This is a genomic window from Xanthomonas sp. LF07-6 (assembly GCF_034105445.1).
GTDB lineage: Bacteria > Pseudomonadota > Gammaproteobacteria > Xanthomonadales > Xanthomonadaceae > Xanthomonas_A > Xanthomonas_A sontii.
In genome coordinates, this window is the sequence record NZ_JAXGGI010000001.1 from 34,206 (window position 1) to 54,007 (window position 19,802).

The 19,802-nt window shown below is 69.0% G+C and carries 15 protein-coding genes; all 15 read right to left on the reverse strand.

What is annotated here, in order from left to right; genetic code table 11:
• Positions 1 to 5 precede the first annotated feature (5 nt).
• The 15 genes from SLW56_RS00140 to SLW56_RS00210 all read right to left on the reverse strand — a co-directional run bounded on the left by SLW56_RS00140 (position 6) and on the right by SLW56_RS00210 (position 19,774).
• Entirely contained in the window at positions 6 to 4,478 is a 4,473-nt protein-coding gene (locus tag SLW56_RS00140) for an Ig-like domain-containing protein (RefSeq protein ID WP_320694171.1), read from the reverse strand.
• A 309-nt stretch (positions 4,479 to 4,787) separates the two neighbouring features.
• Positions 4,788 to 5,225, reverse strand: a complete 438-nt coding sequence (locus SLW56_RS00145; RefSeq protein ID WP_320694172.1) for a hypothetical protein — start codon at positions 5,223 to 5,225, stop codon at positions 4,788 to 4,790.
• Positions 5,226 to 5,340: 115 nt separating this feature from the next.
• Positions 5,341 to 7,257: a CocE/NonD family hydrolase gene (locus SLW56_RS00150; RefSeq protein WP_295960340.1), complete on the reverse strand. Its 1,917-nt coding sequence runs from the start codon at positions 7,255 to 7,257 to the stop codon at positions 5,341 to 5,343.
• A gap of 234 nt (positions 7,258 to 7,491) precedes the next feature.
• Positions 7,492 to 8,739, reverse strand: a complete 1,248-nt coding sequence (locus tag SLW56_RS00155; RefSeq protein WP_320694173.1) for a glutamate-5-semialdehyde dehydrogenase — start codon at positions 8,737 to 8,739, stop codon at positions 7,492 to 7,494.
• A 143-nt stretch (positions 8,740 to 8,882) separates the two neighbouring features.
• Positions 8,883 to 10,064 carry a glutamate 5-kinase gene (gene proB, locus SLW56_RS00160; RefSeq protein ID WP_152237520.1) on the reverse strand — a complete coding sequence of 394 codons (1,182 nt, stop codon included), beginning with the start codon at positions 10,062 to 10,064 and terminating at the stop codon, positions 8,883 to 8,885.
• Positions 10,065 to 10,068: 4 nt separating this feature from the next.
• Positions 10,069 to 10,326, reverse strand: a complete 258-nt coding sequence (locus SLW56_RS00165) for a YciI family protein (RefSeq protein WP_017917302.1) — start codon at positions 10,324 to 10,326, stop codon at positions 10,069 to 10,071.
• 125 nt (positions 10,327 to 10,451) lie between these two features.
• Positions 10,452 to 11,750: an argininosuccinate lyase gene (gene argH, locus SLW56_RS00170; RefSeq protein WP_320694174.1), complete on the reverse strand. Its 1,299-nt coding sequence runs from the start codon at positions 11,748 to 11,750 to the stop codon at positions 10,452 to 10,454.
• Positions 11,751 to 11,836: 86 nt separating this feature from the next.
• Positions 11,837 to 12,817, reverse strand: a complete 981-nt coding sequence (gene argC / locus SLW56_RS00175) for an N-acetyl-gamma-glutamyl-phosphate reductase (RefSeq protein WP_320694175.1) — start codon at positions 12,815 to 12,817, stop codon at positions 11,837 to 11,839.
• On the reverse strand, positions 12,814 to 13,443 hold the full coding sequence (locus SLW56_RS00180) for a GNAT family protein (protein ID WP_267123288.1): 630 nt from the start codon (positions 13,441 to 13,443) through the stop codon (positions 12,814 to 12,816). Before SLW56_RS00180 ends, argC begins: the two co-directional genes overlap by 4 nt.
• Before the next feature lie 14 nt (positions 13,444 to 13,457).
• Positions 13,458 to 14,774: an acetylglutamate kinase gene (locus SLW56_RS00185; RefSeq protein ID WP_320694176.1), complete on the reverse strand. Its 1,317-nt coding sequence runs from the start codon at positions 14,772 to 14,774 to the stop codon at positions 13,458 to 13,460.
• 79 nt (positions 14,775 to 14,853) lie between these two features.
• Positions 14,854 to 15,951: an acetylornithine deacetylase gene (locus tag SLW56_RS00190; RefSeq protein WP_295844333.1), complete on the reverse strand. Its 1,098-nt coding sequence runs from the start codon at positions 15,949 to 15,951 to the stop codon at positions 14,854 to 14,856.
• 6 nt (positions 15,952 to 15,957) lie between these two features.
• Entirely contained in the window at positions 15,958 to 16,410 is a 453-nt protein-coding gene (locus tag SLW56_RS00195; protein WP_043095626.1) for a GNAT family N-acetyltransferase, read from the reverse strand.
• Positions 16,411 to 16,600: 190 nt separating this feature from the next.
• Positions 16,601 to 17,842 carry an argininosuccinate synthase gene (locus SLW56_RS00200; RefSeq protein WP_320694177.1) on the reverse strand — a complete coding sequence of 414 codons (1,242 nt, stop codon included), beginning with the start codon at positions 17,840 to 17,842 and terminating at the stop codon, positions 16,601 to 16,603.
• A gap of 73 nt (positions 17,843 to 17,915) precedes the next feature.
• Positions 17,916 to 18,941 (reverse strand): N-acetylornithine carbamoyltransferase, encoded by a 1,026-nt coding sequence (locus tag SLW56_RS00205; protein ID WP_267121041.1) that lies wholly within the window; start codon positions 18,939 to 18,941, stop codon positions 17,916 to 17,918.
• Positions 18,942 to 19,240: 299 nt separating this feature from the next.
• Positions 19,241 to 19,774, reverse strand: coding sequence for a hypothetical protein (locus SLW56_RS00210; RefSeq protein ID WP_150409058.1), 534 nt, complete (start codon positions 19,772 to 19,774; stop codon positions 19,241 to 19,243).
• Positions 19,775 to 19,802 lie beyond the last annotated feature (28 nt).

Sequence of the window (19,802 nt, forward strand, 5' to 3'; positions counted from 1 at the left end):
CCCCATCAGGCCGTCACCACCGCAAGCGTGTTGTCCTCCACCAGCAACGTGGCGCTGCCGAAGCTGTAGACGTGGTAGGTGATGCCATCGATCGCCTGTGTTGTGCCGCTGTCGACGGCACCGACGACGTTGAGCACATCCGCGCTGTCGCCGGTGATCTGCAAGGTATCGTTGCCGTCGGTGATCGCCAGCACCTCCGACGCGGTCAGGGTCAGGGTACTTCCGGAGTCGCCCTTGCCCAGGTCGATACGCTCGATGTTGGACAGCGTGCCCACGCCTGCCGCGTTGTAGTCCAGGTCGATGCCGTTGGCGAACAGCACCGTATCGAAGCCGGCGCCACCGTCGATGCTGGTGAAGTTGGTCGCGGTGATCTGGATGGTGTCGTCGCCATTGCCGGCCAACACCTGATCGCCGCTGCCGATGTTGAAGATCAGGTCGCTGCCGTCGCCGGCGAGGATGCGCTCGCTGCTGCCGTCGGCGCCGGACAGGATGTCGATGCCGCCGGTGCCGTTCACGCTGATGGTGCCGATGCTCAGGGCCGCGCCGCTACCGGACAGGCTGATGCCATAGCGCGCACTGTCGTTGCCCAGCGTGTCGGTGGCGACCACTTCGAAGGCGACCTGCGCGCCAAGGTTGAGCACGCCGGACGCGGTGAGCCCGAGTTGGCTCAGGACGCTGGGACTGAGCAGGTTCAAGGCGAAGTCACCATTGGCGTCGGCCTGGATGGGCGTGAGTTCGACATTGAGCGCCGGAGTGATGACGCGGATCGCCAGGCTGACATTGGGGTCGGCGTTGCCGCTGAATCCGAAGGTCGCCGGCAGCAATGCGAAGTCCAGCCCGAAGTCGCCCAGCGTCAGCGGCTGCGCGATGTTGGCGCCAACCCCCAGCGAGGCGACCGAACTGGTGTTGCCCGCCGGATCGGCGCCCACTACGGACACCTGCGCGTTCAACAACTGCGACCAACTCAGGCCGATGTCCAGGCCGGTGAGCAGATCCAGCGAGGCCAGGCCGCTGTTGTCGGCCGTCAGCGTGGCCGTGGCCTGCACGCCGCCCACATTGACGTTGACCGTCAGTGCAGTGCCCGGTTCGCTGGAAATCGTCAGCAGATTGGCGACCAGCGACAGCACCGGGGTGGCCGGCGGGATCGTATCGATGGTGAAGCCGACCGAGGACGAGGCCGGGCCCCCGTTGAGATCGGCGGTGACCGTCGCGGCGCCCTGCGGCAACGCGGCGCCGCCGCTCGGCGGCAGCACCGAGACCACCACGTTGCCGGCAGCGAGGTCGCCGCTGGTGAGCGTATGCGGGACATCCACCACGTAACCGTTCTGGCCGGCGAAATGCACGGTGACCACCTGGCCGACCAGCATGTTCGGCCGCAGTTGCACCACCACCTGGATGCCGTCGCCGATTTCCGCAGCGTTGATCCAGGTATCGCCGGCCTCGGGCACGCTGAGCAGCGGCGGCGACAGATCCGGGGCAGTGAGCAGTGCGGGCGGGCTGACGTTGCCGGCGGCATCGACCGCCACCACCGACAGTGCCTGCCCGATCACCAGCGCCGGCACCAGCGGCAGGCTGAAGGCGCCATTGCCATCGGCCTGGATCAACAGTGGATTGGCGGTATCGCCGTTCACCACCACACGCAGTTGCGCGTTGGCTTCGGCGGTGCCGGTGAGCAGGCTGCCGTCCAGGCTGATCGTGACCAGCGGTGCCGCCGGTGCCAGCGCATCCACCGTGGTGGTCGCCGGAGGACTGACATTGCCGGCGGCATCGGTGGCCACGGCATTTACCACCGTGCCGTTCGGCAAGGCCGTGCCCGGTGTGACGCTCCAGTTGCCGGCGCCATCGGCGGTGGTCTGCCCGATCAGCGTGCCGTTGCCGTCGGTCACCGTGACGGTCGCACCCGCCTCCGCCGTACCGACAATCGCCGTGCCATTGCTCGGCTGCAGCACCGGCGCAGCCGGTGCCAGCGCATCGACCGTGGCGGAAGCCGGCGGGCTGGCATTGCCGGCCGCGTCGGTGGCCACAGCATTCACCACCGTGCCATCCGGCAACGCGGCGCCCGGGGTCACGCTCCAGTTGCCGGCGCCATCGGCCGTCGTCTGCCCGATCAAGTTGCCGTTGCCATCTGTGACGGTGACCGTCGCACCCGCCTCGGCAGTCCCGACGATCGCCGTGCCATTGCTCGGCTGCAGCACCGGCGCCGCCGGCGCCAGCGCATCCACCGTGGTCGTCGCCGGCGGACTGACGTTGCCGGTCGCATCGGTGGCCACGGCGTTGACCACGGTGCCATCGGGCAACGCGGCGCCCGGGGTCACGCTCCAGTTGCCCGCGCCATCGGCAGTGGTCTGTCCGATCAGCGTGCCGTTGCCGTCGGTCACCGTCACCGTCGCCCCCGCCTCGGCGGTACCGACGATCACCGTGCCGTTGCTCGGCTGCAGCACCGGCGCCGCCGGTGCCAGCGCATCCACGGTGAGCGATGCGGGCGGGCTGACGTTGCCGGCCGCGTCCGTGGCGACGACGTTGACCACGGTGCCGTCCGGCAAGGCCGTGCCCGGTGTGACGCTCCAGTTGCCGGCGCCATCGGCGGTGGTCTGGCCGATCACCGTGCCGTTGCCGTCGGTGACGGTGACCGTCGCGCCGGCCTCCGCCGTGCCGACGATCGCGCTGCCATCGCTCGGCTGCAGCACTGGCGCGGCCGGCGCCAGCGCATCGACGGTGGTCGTCGCCGGCGGGCTGGCGTTGCCTGCAGCATCGGTGGCGACAGCGGTGATGACCGTGCCGTCGGGCAGCGGACTGGCGGGGACGAGGCTCCAGTTGCCGGACGCATCGACCGCGGCCTGCCCGATCACCGCACCGTTGCCGTCGGTCACCGTCACTGTCGCACCGGCCTCCGCCGTGCCGTTGATCTCCATGCCGTTGCTCGGCTGCAGCACCGGTGCCGCGGGTGCCACCGCGTCCACCGTGGTGGTCGCCGGCGGACTGACCGTGCCGGCGGCATTGCTGGCGACTGCCGTGATCACCGTGCCGTCCGCCAGCGGTGTGGCCGGGGTGAAGCTCCAGTTGCCGGACGCATCGACGATGGCCTGGCCGATCGGTGCGCCATTGCCGTCGGTCAGGGTGATGGTCGCACCCGCTTCCGAGGTACCGGCGATGACGCTGCCGTTGCTGGCGTCGATGACCGGTGCCGCCAGCAGATCCGGCGCCTGCACGCTGGCCGGCGGACTGGTGTTGCCGCCCGGATCGGTCACCACCACGGTCAGGGTCTCGCCATCGGTCAGCGGCGGCTGCAAGGGCACGGTGAAGGTGCCATCGCTGCCGACCACGGCTGTGACGTCCGGCACGCCGTCGCCATTGGTATCCACGCCCACTGTGGCGCCCGCCTCCGCGGTGCCGGTGAGGCTACCGCCATCGGCCGAGACCTGCAGATTGCCGGCCGCCGCCGGCGGCGTGGTGTCGGGCGCGTTGACGCTGGCGCCGGGGCCGGTGTTGCCGGCTGTGTCGGTCACCACCACCGTCAGCGGTTCGCCATTGGTGAGTGGCGGCTGCAGCGGTACCGTGAAGGTGCCGTCGCTGCCGACCACGGCGGTCACGTCCGGCACGCCATCGCCATTGGTATCCACACCCACCGTCGCGCCTGCCTCCGCGGTGCCGGTGAGGCTGCTGCCATCGGGCGCCACTTGCAGGTTGCCGGCCGCACCGGGCGGGGTGACGTCCGGCGCCTGCACCATCGCTGGCGGGCTGGTATTGCCCACCTGATCGATCACCACGACCGAGACCATTTCTCCATCGATCAACGGAGTAGGCAGGGCAACAACGAAGGTGCCACTGCTTTCGGTCATCACGATATGGTCCACCTGTCCGTCGCCATCGGTGTCGACGTGTACCCAGGCACCAGCCTGCGCGGCTCCGGTCAACTGCAAGCCGTTCTCCGCGATGCGCAAGTTGCTGGCGGCCGCTGGCGGCACGGGCGACGCTGGGGGCGGCGAGGCCGGCGGCTGCGCGATCAGGTTGCTGTCGTCCTGCTTGCTCATACTACCCAGTGCGCCAGCGCCCGCCGCTACCCCGCCAGCCAGCAGCAATGGCCCGAGGAGGCCGCCAGATGATGCGCCTATGCCCGCCGCAGTCAGTGACTCGAATCCTGCCTCGACACTCAATGGCGCATATGTGCCCAGCAATGCGCCTGCTTCGCCAGTGCCGGAGAACTGCACCGCAACCAGACGCTCTTCCTGAGTCAGGAACAATTGGCTTGGTTCAGGGGCTGGATCAAAGAAGTGGGCAACGCGCAGCATTTCGCCGCTTTTCATCCGCACGATCAGATCATCGCCCTCACGCGTGTACGCCGCGATATCATCAGGCGGCATGTCAAGCACCACACGGCTGGGCTGATCCAGATGAACTACACCGTCTGATGGCAGCGGGATAGCCTGGGCGCGCGCGGGGTCCGCATCGTGCGGGACAACCTTGACCTGGATACTCATGACGAACACTCCTTTCGCGAGGATGGGCGGAAGCGGGCGAGCGTGAGCCGATGGCCTGGGGCAATCGACGCGCCTGGGCGCCGTGCCGGCCGATGCGCAGGCAACACCTCACCTACGCGGCCCTATCGGTCCACGACAAGCTTTGGATCGGTGATCAAGCAACGCAGCGCACGCACTGCCGCGCGCCACGTCGGGGTGGACGCAGCTAGCGTCGGGGTCGTTGCGAGGGAGAAACCCGGGGATGAGGCCGGCGGCGGCAATGCGCCACGTGACGGGGCGAACGAGACAAACGGGCGGTGTCCAATGACATCACGGGCACTCCTTGTGAAAGCCAAACAGTTCGAACGGCAGGACGGCAACACCATGTGCAGTGACACTGCGCCGACATGCCTCGCCTGCATTGCGAGGTGCCACCTTCAGGTCCGGATCGATCGTGCCGCATACCCGCCAGAGAACTGGCGTTACGCGGTCCCCCCTTCCGTTTGCACGCACCGATCTTTGCCAACGACGACACACATGGGCAATAAATCGGCACAAATACGTGACACAACTGTGTTTAGCACCACACTCCAGCGACGCTTTTTTCACAAAGCCCGCTGCGGGTTTTTCAAGGTTATTGCGCAAAGCAATAAAAAATGACGCCACCGGCATGGCCCGGTTCTGCGCGGCTGCGTGCGTCCCTCCATCGGCTGCGTTCGCCGAACCGCGCCGGCAAACGATTGCATCGACAGGCGCAGGCGACACCATGCGGCCAGCGCGCCTGCGCAGCGCCCGGCCCTGTCATGACGATCGGCCCACCGAACCTGGACGGTCGGCAGCGCGACGCGTGGCGTCGCGCGCCGCCGGTGCGGCACTCTCTGGCTCAGTACACAGGCAAACTGATGAAACTGGCCTGCTGCGGCGTGTGCCAGATCCGCTGCGTCGCCTTCTGGTAATCGCCGGGCTTGGCGAAGTAGATGTTCGGCACGTAGGTCTGCGGATTGCGGTCGTACAGCGGGAACAGGCTCGACTGCACCTGCACCATCACCCGGTGGCCACGCTCGAAGGTGTGGTTGGCGGTGGGCAGGCCGAAGCGGTAGGCCAGCGGCTGGTTCGGGGTCAGCGGCGCCGGATGCTCGAAGCTTTCGCGGTAGCGGCCGCGGAAGATCGCCAACGACACCGGCAATTCGTAGCCGCCCAGTTTCGGATCGGACGCCATCTGGTCCGGGTACACGTCGATCAGCTTCACCACCCAGTCGCTGTCGCTGCCGCTGGTGGACGCCTGCAGGTGCACTTCCGGCGCGCCGGCGATGCGCAGCGGCGCCTGCAGCGGTTCGCTGACGAAGGTCAGCACGTCCGGGCGGCCGTCGACGAAGCGCTGGTCGTGCACCAGCCAGGTGGTCCACATGTCGCGGTCGCCGAACACCACCGGGCGCGGCACGAACGGCACCGGCTTGGCCGGGTCGGACACGTACTCGGTGTACTCGCCCTGCCCGGCCTGGGGCGCCTCGAACGAGACGCGGCCGCCGGCCTCCAGGTACAGCGGCTTGCTCTGCGCCGGGCAGCCCTGCGCGCAGCTCAGCGGCCAGCGCTGCAGGCGGTCCCAGTGGTTGGCGCCGGTATCGTAGATCAGCACCGGCGGCGTGTCGGCCTTGGGCGCGCCGTCGACCAGGTACTGATCGAAGAACGGCTTGAGCACGTCGCGGCGGAACTGCAGCGCGGTGTCGCCGTCGAACTGCAGCGCGCCCAGCGAGGCGCCCTCGTAGTTGACCTGACTGTGCCGCCACGGCCCCATCACCAGGTAGTTCTTGTCGTTGCCGGTGTCGCGCGGCTCCATCGCCTCGTAGCTGTGGATCGCGCCCCACATGTCTTCCTGGTCCCACAGCCCCTGCAGCCACATCGTCGGCACCTTCAGCGGGGTGCGCGCCATCACCTTGTCCAGCGCCTGCTCCTGCCAGAACGCATCGTAGGCCGGGTGCTCGGTGAGCTTGCGCCACCACGGCAACTGCTCCAGCCCGGCGGCCTTGGCGTAGTCGCCGGCCGAGCCGGCGCGCAGGAAATTGCTGTAGTCGTCGTAGCCCTGGCGCGGGATGCCCTCGCCCTTGCCGCGCCGGGTCATCTGGCCGGTGAAGTAGTCCAGGTTGACCTGGCGGAAGGCGCCGTAGTTGAGCCAGTCGTCGCCCATCCAGCCGTCGATCATCGGGCTCTCCGGCGCGGCCACCTTTAGCGCCGGATGCGGATCGGCCAGCGCCATCACCACGGTGAAGCCCTCGTAGGACGAACCGATCATGCCGACCTTGCCGTTGGATTCGGGCACGTGCTTGACCAGCCAGTCGATGGTGTCCCAGGCGTCGGTGGCATGGTCGACCTTGGTCGGGTTGAGCGGCCCGCGCAGCGGCCGGGTCACCACGTAGTCGCCCTCCGAGCCGTATTTGCCACGGATATCCTGGAACACGCGGATGTAGCCGCCGTCGACGAACACCTCGTCGCCTTGCGGCAGCAGATCGCGCATGTGCGGCGAGGCCAGCCGGCTGGCACGGCCGCTGGCGTCGTAGGGCGTGCGGGTCAGCAGCATCGGCGCGCCGTGCGCGCCCTTGGGCAGCACGATCACCGTGTGCAGCTTGACCCCGTCGCGCATCGGGATCATCACCTCGCGCTTGATGTAGTCGTTGGCCGCGGTCGGCGCGACGAAGGGCTTGCCGGTGATGTCCGGGGTCATCGGCGCGGTCTGGGCGAACGCGGTGCCGGCGGTGGCGAGGGCGACGGCAGCGGCGAGCAGGCAGGGAGCGAGGCGGCGCATGAGCATTGGATCCCGAAAGGAGGCGAATCCGCGACGCTAGGCGACGGCGCCTCACTCGGCAAGTGACAAAGGCTGGGTCGCCGACCCTCGCCGTTGGCGCCGCGGGCACGCGAGCGCGCAGGCACGCTATGCCAATCAGCCCAGGTGGCTGCCCTGCCCCAGCTCCACCGACACGACGCAGATCACTCCCTTGCCAGGCAGCTCAGGCGCCCGACCGACCAGGATCGCAGCGCCTCAGTGCCGCACCTGGCCTTCGCCGCGCACCACGAAGCGCTCCACGGTCAGCGCTTCCAGGCCCATCGGGCCGTAGGCGTGCAGGCGCGTGGTGGAGATGCCGATCTCCGCGCCCAGGCCGAGTTCGCCGCCGTCGGAGAAGCGCGAGGAGGCGTTGACCATCACCACCGCCGCGCGCAGCGCCTGCACGAACGCCTCGGCGTTGGCCGCATCGGCGGTGGCGATGACTTCGGTGTGGTCCGAGCCGTAGCGGCGGATGTGTGCGATCGCCGCGTCCAGGTCGGGCACCACCGCCACCGCCAGGATCAGGTCCAGATATTCGGCGGCGTAGTCGTCGTCGCTGGCGGGGTCGATGTCCGGCAGCAGCGCGCGGGTGGCGGCATCGCCGCGCAGGGCGACGCCGCATTCGCGCAGCGCCTGCGCCGCCAGCGGCAGGAAGCGCGCGGCCACGTCGGCGTGCACCAGCAGCGTTTCCAGCGAATTGCAGGCGGCCGGCCGCGTGGTCTTGCCGTCGATGAGCAGCTTCGCCGCCAGCGCCAGGTCCGCCGAGGCGTCCACGAACAGATGGCACACGCCCTTGTAGTGCTTGATCACCGGCACCCGCGCATGTTCGGCGACGAAGCGGATCAGGCCCTCGCCGCCGCGCGGGATCGCCAGGTCGACGATGTCGTTCAGCTGCAGCAGCTCCAGCATGGTCTCGCGGCGCAGATCCTCGACCAGGGTCAACGCGGCCTCGCCGATGCCGGCGGCGCGAAGCGCCCGGCGCAGTGATGCGGCGATGGCGGTATTGGAGTGGATCGCCTCGGAGCCGCCGCGCAGGATCACCCCGTTGCCGGCCTTGATGCACAGCGCCGCGGCGTCGGCGGTAACGTTGGGGCGCGCCTCGTAGATCATCGCCACCACGCCCAGCGGCACGCGGATCTTCTGCACGCGGATGCCGTTGGGGCGCACGTCGTCGCGGGTTACCTGCCCCACCGGGTCGGGCAGGCCCGCCACCTCGCGCAGCGCCGCGGCGATGCCGTCCAGGCGTTTGCGGTCCAGCGCCAGCCGATCGAGCATCGCGCTGCCGACCTCCTTGGCCCGCGCCGCCTCCAGATCGCGCGCATTGGCGGCGAGGATCGCTTCGGCATCCGCCTCCAGCGCCGCCGCCATCGCCTCCAGCAGCGCCTGTTTGGCCGGCGACGACAACTGCGCCAGCGCTTGCGCGGCATCGCGGCAGTGCAGGGCCTGGGTGCGGATGGAGGTCATTGGGCGGCTCCGGTGGATTCGGGATTCGGGATTCGGGATTCGGGATTCGAAAAGGCTAGGCGCTACGTTGGGAAATGAAAGGCGGCGCGCACATTGGAGCAGAATCCGCGGCGCCGTCGCGGCTGGTGCGGGGCTCGACGCAGTTACGCCGACTCCCCATTGCCGACTCCCGATTCCCGCACCACCACCAGATCGTCGCGATGGATCACGTTCTCGCCGTAGTTGTAGCCCAGGATCGCCTCGATGTCGCGCGAGTGGCGGCCGGCGATGCGGCGGATGTCCACCGCCGCGTACTGGCTGACCCCGCGCGCCAGGCAGCGTTCCCCGGCCGCGTCGCGCAGGCGCACCTCCACCATGTCGCCGCGGCGGAACTCGCCCACAGCACCGGCCACGCCGCCCGGCAGCAGCGAGGCGCCCTTGTCGAGCAGCGCGGCGGCAGCGCCAGCATCGATCAGGATCGCTCCCGGTTCCACCGGCACGTGACGCAGCCAGTACTTCCGCGCAGCGATGCGGGTGCGCGCGGCATGGATGCGGGTGCCGCGCAGGCTGTCCTGGGCCAGGCCGCGCAGCACCTCGGCGCTGCGGCCGTTGAACAGATAGGTCTCGATGCCGGCGGCGCCGGCCTTGGCCGCGGCCTCCAGCTTGGTGCGCATGCCGCCGGTGCCCACGCCGCTGCCGCTGCCGCCGGCCATGGCCAGCACCGCCGCGCTCAGTTCCTGCACCTCGTGCAGCGGTTGTGCCTGCGGGTCGCGGCGCGGGTCGGCGGTGTACAGGCCGTCGATATCGGTGGCGATGAACAGCGCATCGGCATCGACCAGGGCGGCGACGATCGCGGCCAGATTGTCGTTGTCGCCGAGCTTGAGTTCGTCCACCGAGACGGTGTCGTTCTCGTTCACCACCGGCAGCGCGCCCAGCCGCAACAGTTCGCCCAGCGTGGCGCGCGCATTGAGGTAGCGGCGACGGTTGCGCAGGTCGTCGTGGGTCAGCAGCACCTGCGCCACCGGCCGCTCGAAGAAGCGCTGCCACAGCGCGATCAACTGCGCCTGGCCGAGCGCGGCCAGCGCCTGCCGTGCCGCCAGCGCCGCACCGGCCTCGGCGGCCTTGGGCACGATGGCGCGCCCGGCGGCGACCGCGCCGGAGGACACGATCACCAGTTCGCGCCCGGCCGCCAGGTTGGCCGAGACGAACTGCGCCAGGCCCAGCGCGAAGCGCGGGGTCAGCCCGCCGCCGTCGGCGGCCAACAGGCTGCTGCCGACCTTGAGCACCGCGCGCCGCCACGGCGGCAGGCGTTGTTCGACGAAGGGCGATGGCGTCTGCGAGGTCATGGGATCAGCGCGTGTTCCATTCGTAGACGGTGAGGTCGGAGCTGCCGTGGATCGCCAGCGGATCGGCGGCGACGATCGCCTGCGCCTGCGCCAGGTCGTCCACGCCCTGCAGCAGGTAGGCGCCGCCGCTGCGGTCGCTGAAGCCGCCGGTCAGCGCCAGCAGGCCGCGTGCGCGCAGGTCGTCGAGGAAGGCCTGATGCGGCGCGACCACGCGCTCGTCGAAGCTCGGTTTGCGCATCGCCAGGACCAGGTAGTGCTTCATCGTACGGTGTTCCTTCTGCAATCGGTTTGCATGTTCGGCGTCGCAGCGAATGCTTTTTGTGGGAGGGGCTTCAGCCCCGACGCGTTAGCGCCGAGGCGTCGCGGCTGAAGCCCTCCCACAGGCAATCAAGCGTCCAGCGCGTGCCAGCGCGCCTGCAGCTCGTCCAGGCGCAGATCGGCGGCAGCGCCGGGCGAGACCCGCGCGGCCAGGCTGCCTTCCGGCGTGCGCCCCTGCCCAGCGCTGTCGGCGGACGCGGCGGCGGCCTGGTAGGCCTCGCGGAACGGCACACCGGCCACTGCGGCTTCCACCGCCACGTCGGTGGCGTACATGCCCGAATCGATCGCCGCGCGCAGCCTGTCCTCGCGCCACTCCAGGTTGGCCAGCAGCGCCGGCAGCAGCTCCAGCGCGGACAGGCCTCGGCCGAAGCCATGGAAGATCGCGCCCTTGCTGCTCTGCAGGTCGCGGTGATAGCCCGACGGCAACGACAGCAACTGCTCGATCTCGGTGCGCGCGGCAGCCACGCTGGCGTGGGTGGCGCGCATCAGCTCGATCACGTCCGGGTTGCGCTTGTTGGGCATGATCGAGCTGCCGGTGGTGTACTGCGCCGGCAACGCGACGAAGCCGAATTCGCCGCTGGTGAACAGCGACAGGTCCCAGGCCAGGCGGCGCAGATCCAGGGTGGCGCTGCCCAGCGCTTCCAGCGCGGCCATCTCGAACTTGCCGCGCGAGAGCTGCGCATAGATCGGGCTGACCTGCAGGCGCGCGAAACCCAGCGCGGCGGTGGTGTGGGCACGGTCCAGCGGCAGGTTGACGCCGTAGCCGGCGGCGGTGCCCAGCGGATTGCAGTCGACCAGGCGCAGGGTGTCGCGGGCGCGGACGGCATCGTCGAGGAAGGCCTCGGCCCAGCCCGCCCACCACATGCCCGCCGAGGACACCACGGCACGCTGGATGTGGGTGTAGCCGGGCAATGGCAGGTCGCGCTCGGCCTGCGCGCGGTCCAGCGCCACCTTGGCGATCTCCGCGCTCAATTGCGCCAGCCACGCCAACTTGTCCTTCAGCCACAGCCGGGTGGCGACCAGGATCTGGTCGTTGCGGCTGCGCCCGGTGTGGATCTTGCGCCCGGCATCGCCCAGGCGCTCGGTCAGCCGCGCCTCGATCGCCGAGTGGCCGTCCTCGAAGCGCGCATCCAGCACGAACGCGCCGCTGCGGAAATCCTCGGCCAGCACCGCCAGCTCGCGCTGCAGCCCGGCCAGTTCGTCGGCGGACAGGATGCCGATGCGCTGCAGGCCCTCGGCGTGCGCGCCGCTGGCGGCGATGTCGTGCAGGAAGAACTCGCGGTCCAGGAGCACGTCGTCGCCGGCCAGGAAGGCCTGGATCTGCGTGTCGACGGCGACACCGGGTTTTTGCCAGAGCAGATTGGTCATTGGAGAGCCGGGATTGGGGAATGGGGATTGGGGATTCGGAAAGCGGCGCGCTGCGGCGGTGATGGATGCCGCGCTGAGGTGGCGCCCTACTGCGGCGCGTCCATCCGCGGGATCGACGTCAGTTCGTCCACGCCCAGCGCCAGATTGAGGTTCTGCATCGCCTGCGTCGCGGCGCCCTTGAGCAGGTTGTCCAGCGTCGCCACCAGCACCAGCCGCTTGTTGCCCGGGGCCAGGGTGAAGCCGCCGAGCTGCACGCCGTGGCGGCCGGCGATGCGGCTGACCCAGGGTGCCTCGTCGATCACCTCGATCAGCGGCTCACCGGCATAGCGCGTGCGATACAGCTGCTGCACCGCGTCCAGCTTGAGCGGCTGTTGCAGCCACAGGTTCACGGTCATGGTGATGCCGCGGAAATGCGGCGCCACATGCGGCATGAATTCCACCGGCACGCCAAGCTGCGCGGACACCTCGCGCTCGTGCATGTGGTCGGTCAACGCGTACGGCATCAGGTTGTCGTGCAGCAGCGCCGGGTTGTTCTTGTCCGACGGCGTGGTGCCGGCACCGGAATAGCCGGACACGCCGAAGCACTGCGGCGGCCCGGCGAGCTGCTCGCGCAGCGGCGCGATCGCCAGCTGCATCGCGGTGGCGTAGCAGCCCGGGTTGCTGATGCGGCGCTGCCCGGCATAGCCGACGCGGGTCAGTTCCGGCAGGCCGTAGTACCAGGCCGGGTCGAAGCGGTAATCCGCGGACAGATCGACCACGACCGGGTCGGGCGCACCGGCGGCGACCGCCGCATCCAGCGCCGCCACGTAGGGCGCGGCCTTGCCGTTGGGCAGCGCCAGCACCACCACGTCGGCACGCTTGGCCGCCACTGCTTCCGGGTCGAGATTCTCGTAGCGCAGTTCGCCCTGGTAAGCGTCGTGGTGGGCGTCGACGCGCTGCCCGTCCAGCTCGCGCGACGACAGGAAGGCCAGCCGCAACTGCGGATGCGCGGCGATCAGGCGGATCAGTTCGGCGCCGGTGTGGCCACGGGCGCCGACGATGCCGATGGAATGAATGGAAGTGCTCATGCGTGCGAATCCAGGCGGAACTGCAGGTGGCGTTTCACCCCGGCCCATTCCGTATCGATGATGGAGAAGATGACGGTGTCGCGCGGGGTGCCGTCGGCGTGGCGCTTGTGGTTGCGCAGCACGCCGTCCTGCTTGGCCCCCAGCCGCGCGATCGCGGTGCGCGAGGCGTGGTTGAACCAACTGGTCTCGAACACCACGCTGAGGCAGCCGAGCGTGTCGAAAGCATGCCCGAGCAGCAGCAGCTTGGCCTCGGTGTTCAGGCCGCTGCGCTGCACCCGCGGCGCATACCAGGTGTAGCCGATCGACAGCGTCGGCACCTGCGGATCCAGGCCGTAGAAGCGCGTGCTGCCGACGATCTCGCCCTGCGCATCGCGCACCACGAACGGCAGCACCCGGCCCAGCGCCTGCACCTCCAGCGCGGCGGCGACGTAGGCGTCCACCCGCTCCGGCGCTGGCACGTTGGTGTACCACAGCGCCTCCAGGCCGCTGCCGCGTACGGCGTTGCGCAAGCCCTCGGCGTGCGCCGCCTGCAGCGGCTCCAGGCTGACGTGGCGGCCGCGCAGTGTGGGCACGTGGCGCCAGGCCTCGGGCAGCACGGGATCGATGCTGGAGATGGGAACGGTCATGACGAAGGCGCCGCTCAACCCTGCAGGGTCGGCGTGCGCGTCGCGCAATGCGCCACGCAGTGCTGGATCTGCTCGAAGGTCTCCAGGCCGTACCAGAACACCTTCCACTTCTCCTGCTTGAAGCAACCGTCGGACTCGGCGTAATAGAAGATGTTGACCTGGTTGTTGTGGCGCGAACGCCAGAACAGCTGCGGCGTTTCCTCGCGCATCACGTTCCACACCGCGCGGCCTAGGCCCTCGCCCTGCGCGTCGTCGAGCACCGCGAACTTGTCCAGGTAGGTATAGCCACCCTCGTCGGTGAGGATCACCGCGGTGCGGTAGTTCTCGCTGACGTAGGCGCGCAGCAGCTTGGTGGTGTCGAAATAGTCCGGCACCAGGGTGCGGCCGAAACTGGATTCGATCAGGGTCTTCAGCCGCGGCAGGTCCAGTTCGCCCCACGCCGTGGCGCGCAGCACCTTCTCGCCGCGCCGCACCAGGGTGCCCGAGCCCTTGTGGGTGAACAGTTCCTTGGCCAGGTCGGCCGGGCGCGTGATCGACACCGAAGACTCCAGCGGCAGCCGGTCCAGCAGGTCCTTGATCTGCTCGATCTTGACCTTCATGCCGCCATGGATCCACGGCTGCGCGATCAGGTGGTCGTACTCGGTGGACAGGTTGATCGAATCGATCACCCGGCCCTGTTCGTCGAGCAGGCCGCCGGTGCCGGTGAGGAAGATGATCTTGTACGGCTGCAGTTCCTGCACCAGTTCGTTGGCGGCGAAATCGGCGTTGATATTGAGGATCTGGCCGCTGGGGGTCTCGCCCAGGCTGGTGATGACCGGGATTGAGCCGGCCTGCAGGCTGGCCTCGATCGGCGCCAGGTTCACCGCGGTGACCTCGCCGACCAGCCCGTAGGTATCGCGGTCCAGGTACTGCGCCTCGAACACGCCGCCGGTGATCGAGGTGGCGCGCGCGCCGTTCTGCTGCAGCGCCTCGACCAGCTTCAGGTTGGAAGCCTGGAACACCCGGCGCACGATCGCCAGCGCTTCCGGCGAGGTCACCCGCAGGCCGTTGACAGTCTGCTTGTCGATGCCGGCGGCGGACAGCTCCGTGTCCAGCTGCGGGCCGGCGCCGTGCAGCACGATCGGGGTCAGGCCCACTTCCTGCAGGAACGACAGCGAGGAGGTCAGCGCCTCAAGGTCGTCGCGCAGCACCGCGCCGCCGACCTTGACCACGGCGAAGCGCTTGGCGTCCAGTTGCGAGAAGCGCTTGAGGTACTGGCTGATCTCCTTCGCGCTGGCCATGCTCGAGAGCAGGCGCACGATGGTCTGGCGGGTTTGGCGGTTGGCGTGCATGGCGTGGGGCGATGTCCGAAGGAATCCAGGGTGGAGCCGATCGCAGGATCGGTCCGGGCGACGTGGAAAGGCGCGCGGCTCAGCGCGCGCCGTTGATGATGCGGTGCACCGAGGCGGCGTAGCGCTGCAGTTGCTCCAGCGTCACGAACTCGTCGGCGGTATGCGCCTGGGCGATGTCGCCCGGGCCGTAGACCAGCGCGGTGTAGCCGCCGGCGGAGAACAGCGAGGCCTCGGTCCAGAAGTCCACCGCGTTGCCGATCGGCAGCTCCAGCGCATCGGCGACGTCGCGCGCGGCCAGGCGCTTGTCCTCGGCGCGCGCAATGTCTCCCGACGGCAGGCTCGGCCCGCGGAAGGTCTCCTCGAAATGCGCCGCGGCCGGCTCGGCGAAGCCGGCGAAGGTCGCCAGCAACGCATCCACATCCATCGACGGCAGCGGCCGGAAACCGAAGCGCAGCTCCGCCGCCGGCGCGATCATATTGGCCTTGATCCCGCCCTCGACCCGGCCGATGTTGAAGCGCAGCCCGGTCAGCCCGCCGAAGCGCGCATGCGCCAGCGACTCGACGTGGTCCAGCGCACGGCCGCCCCAGCGCATTGCCTGATGCAGGGCGCTGGCCGCGGCATCCTGCTTGCCGGAGGCATGCCCGGCGCGGCCGGCGAAGCGCATCAGCACCGAACTGATGCCGCGGTGCGCCAGCACCGCCTCGCTCATGGTCGGCTCGGCCACCAGCACCGCTTCATAGGGAATACCGCGGGCCAGGAACGCGGCGATGCAGCGCGGGTCGTTGGCTTCCTCGTCGCTGGAGAACAGGAACGCGGCATCGCCGTCGCCGGCATTGGCCGCGGCCAGCAGCGCCGCCGCCGCGCCCTTGATGTCGCACACGCCAAGGCCGACCACGCGATCGTCCAGGCGCCGCATGACGTGCGGATCGGCGCTCCAGTGCGGCGAATCCGGCACCGTGTCCAGGTGCACGTTGAACAGGTACTTCGGCGTGCCGCGTACCGCGTACAGGCTGACCGCGCCGGCGCCGTGGTCGACCACCTCCACCGCGAAGCCGGGCAGTTGCGCGCGGAGGTAGTCGAAGATGCCATCGGTGCCGATCGCCCGCGGCGGATTGCGGGTGTCGAAGGACACCAGCGCCTGCAGGTGATCGAGCGTGGAGGTGAGCAGATCGGTCATGGTGTGTCAGGCTGCCGTGGTGCTGGTGCGGTAGAGATCGGGATAGGCGATTTCCATCAACGACTGCGGCCGCGCCGGCGCGGCGAACCCATACTGGGCGTACAGCGCATGCGCATCGGAGGTGGCGAGCATGAAGCGACGCAGGCCTTGCAGTTGGGGGTGGGCCATCACCGCCGCCACCAGTTGCTTGCCGTAGCCGCGGCCGCGATAGGCGTCGAGCACGAACACGTCGGCGAGATAGGCGAAGGTCGCGCCGTCGGTGATGACCCGGGCGAACGCCACCTGCCCGACGCCATCGAGATGGCCGCCGAAGCACAGCGAACCGGCGATCGCCCGCTGCACCGTGTCCAGCGGGATGCCCAGGCTCCAATAGGCCTGCTCGCTTAGGAAGCGATGGATCAACGGCAAATCCAGTTCCTGCTTGTCGGTGCTGATGCGCAGTGCGTGCATGAGGTCCATCAGACAGGTCCTTCTCCCCTCGGGAGAAGGTGCCCCGCAGGGGCGGATGAGGGTACGAGCGAAGCCTGGTGAAGCCAATCGCGCCAGCAGGTGAAGATCCTGGCGAAGCTCGCGCAACCAACTAGTGCGAGGCTTCGCCCGGACCCTCACCCCAACCCCTCTCCCGGAGGGAGAGGGGCTTTTCGGAGCGTCAGCGATTCACTTGCGCGTACAGCGTCGAACTCATGCCGAACAGCTTGATGAAGCCCTCGGCCTCGGCCACGCCCCAGTCCGCCGACTGCGCGTAGGTCGCGCCCTTGGCGTTGAGCAGGTGCGGCGACTTCACCGCCACCGCGTCGACGCGGCCGCCGCGGGTCTCCAGCGTCACCTCGCCGTTGACCATCGCCTGCGACGACTTCAGGAAGGCTTCCAAGTCGGTCTTCAGCGGGTCGTGGTAGAAGCCTTCATAGACCAGCTCCACCCACTTGCGCGCCACGTCCGGCTTGAAGCGGTTCTGCTGCTTGGTCAGCACCGCGTCCTCCAGCGCGCGGTGCGCGGCCAGCAGCGCCACCAGGCCCGGCGCCTCGAACACGATGCGGCCCTTCAGGCCGATCACGGTGTCGCCGGTGTACACGCCGCGGCCCACGCCGTAGGGCGCGAACAGCTTGTTGAGCCTGGCCAGGATCTGTTCGCCCGGCAGCGCCTTGCCGTCGAGTTCGACCGCCTCGCCCTGCACGAACTTCAGCTTCACCGTCAGCGGCTCGGTCGGCCACGCGCTGCGCGGCGCGCACCAGCCGCGGGCGCCCTCGCCCGGCGCTTCCCAGCGGTCGATCTCGCCGCCCGACATGGTCAGGCCGAGCAGGTTCTCGTTGATCGTGTAGGCCTGCTGCTTGGCACGCACGCCGAAGCCGCGCTCCTCCAGGTACTTCTGCTCGTAGGCGCGGGTCTGGGTGTGTTCCTTCTGGATCTCGCGGATCGGCGCGACGATCTCGTAGTCGCCCAGCGCCTTGACCGCCAGGTCGAAGCGCACCTGGTCGTTGCCCATGCCGGTGCAGCCGTGGGCGATGGTCTTGGTGCCCAGCTCCTCGGCGCGCTTGAGCGCGGCATCGACGATCAGGTAGCGGTCCGACACCAGCAGCGGATACTGGCCCTGGTAGCCCTCGCCCGCCCACACGAACGGCTTGACGAAGCCGGCCCAGATCGCCGGGCCGCCGTCGACGGTAACGTGGCTGGCCGCGCCCAGTTCCGCGGCGCGCTTCTCGATGAAGTCGCGCTCCTCGGCATCCACGCCGCCGGTGTCGGCGAACACGGTGTGCACCGCATACCCCTTGGCCTGCAGGTAGGGAATGCAGAAGCTGGTGTCGAGGCCGCCGGAGAAGGCGAGGACGATGTCCTTGAGGCCGGGATTCGGGATTGGGGAGTCGGGATTCGTGGAAGCGGATTGCTGCGACATGGGGGAGTCTCTCTGCGGTTGACTAAAGTAAGAACGGATAGGGAAGCCGATGTTGCGAATCCCCAATCCCGAATCACGAATCCCGGCGGCCCTGGCCAGCCAGCGCCGCCATGATCGCCTTCTGCACATGCAGGCGGTTCTCGGCCTCGTCGATGGCGATGCAGTTGGGCGAATCCATCACCGCGTCGGTGGCCTTGACGTTGCGGCGCAGCGGCAGGCAGTGCGAGAACACGCCGTTGTTGGTCAGCGCCATCTTGCGTTCGTCGACGATGAAGTGCTGGTACTGGTCGCGGATCGGCTTCTCCGGGCCCCAGTTGCCGAAGAACGGCAGCGCGCCCCAGCTCTTGGCGTAGACCACGTCGGCGCCGGCGTAGGCGCTGTCGATGTCGTGGCTGACGCTCAGCGAGCCGCCGCTCTCGGCCACGTTCTGCGCGGCCCAACCCATGTAGCGCTCGTCGAGCACGTAGTCGGGGGTCGGGCACAGCAGGGTCACGTCCATGCCCAGGCGGGTGGCGATGGTCAGCGCGGAATTGGCCACCGCGGTGTTCAGCGGCTTGGGATGGTAGGTCCAGGTCAGCACGTACTTCTTGCCGCGCAGGTCGCGGGTGCCGAAGTGCTCCTGCAGCGCCAGCGCATGCGCCAGCTCCTGGCAGGGATGGGTGATGGTCTCCATGTTGATCACCGGCACCGGCGAATATTTGGCGAAGCTCTTCAGCACCAGGTCCTCGCGGTCCTTGGCCCAGTCGACGAACTTCGGGAACGCGCGCACGCCGATCAGGTCCACATAGCGGCCCAGCACCCGCGCCACCTCGGCGATGTGCTCTTCGGTGTCGCCGTCCATCACCGTGCCCAGGTCGAACTCGATCGGCCATGCGTCCTTGCCCGGCTGCAGCACCACCGCGTGGCCGCCCAACTGGAACGCGCCCAGCTCGAAGCTGGTGCGGGTGCGCATGGACGGGTTGAAGAACACCAGCGCGATCGACTTGCCCTTCAGCTCGCTGCCGAGGCGGTTGCGCTTGAACAGCGCCGCCTGGGTCAGCACCGCGTCCAGTTCGGCGCGGCTCCAGTCCTGGGTGTTCAAGAAGTGCTTCAGAGACATCGATCGATCCTTTGCAGCGGTGGGGACGCGGGGACGCGCGAGGCGTTCTACAGGGAGGTTCTTTACGGGTGAAACTTTTCCGGCCGATGAAAACGAAAAAACCCAGCCTCGGGCTGGGTTTTCAGAACGAACGGCACGACGCTCCGGTTACCCAGCGAGAATGTGGGATTCCGGTCGACGCGCGCGCGACGTCATGCCCGAGGCCATGCGTGCGGCGCTGAGATCGTGCTGGGGCAGGTTCGCTTTCATCGGCGCGCATCCTCGCACGCGCACGCCACAGGCGCAAGCGCGCGCGGCGCTCAGCGCGGCGGCACCACCACCGCGTCGGGCACGTACGGCGCCACCGAGACGCGGATACGCAGGCGGTTGCCCGGATCCTCGGGCAGCCGCGAGCGGTACTTGGTGCCCTTGTAGACATAGTCCACGTCGTAGGCGATGGGCCGGCGGAACTCACGGCCGACCTCGACCATCCGACAGTTGCGTCCGCCCTGCGGCGCCGCGGCCGGCGCAGCCGTCTGCGGTGCCGGCTCCTCGTGGCGGCGGCTGAAGATGTCCTTCACCGAATCCATCAACCGGTTCAAGCGGCTGTCGTCCTCGGCCGGCTTGGGCGCCGGCGCCGTCGGGGCCGGCGCGGGGGCCGGGTCGCATTGCTGCTCGGTGCGGGTGGCGCGCAGGGTCTGGTAGACCGGCTCCACGTTCAGCACCTGGGCATAGTCCAGCTTGACGTTCTCGATCACCACCACCCGATTGCGCGCCTCGGAGTCCTGCGCCCAGGCCGGCGCGGCGGCGCAGGCAAGGATGCCGACCAGCGGCAACAACGGGTTCGGGCGCATCGGCAGCAGCTTCGCAAGGGCAGACCAA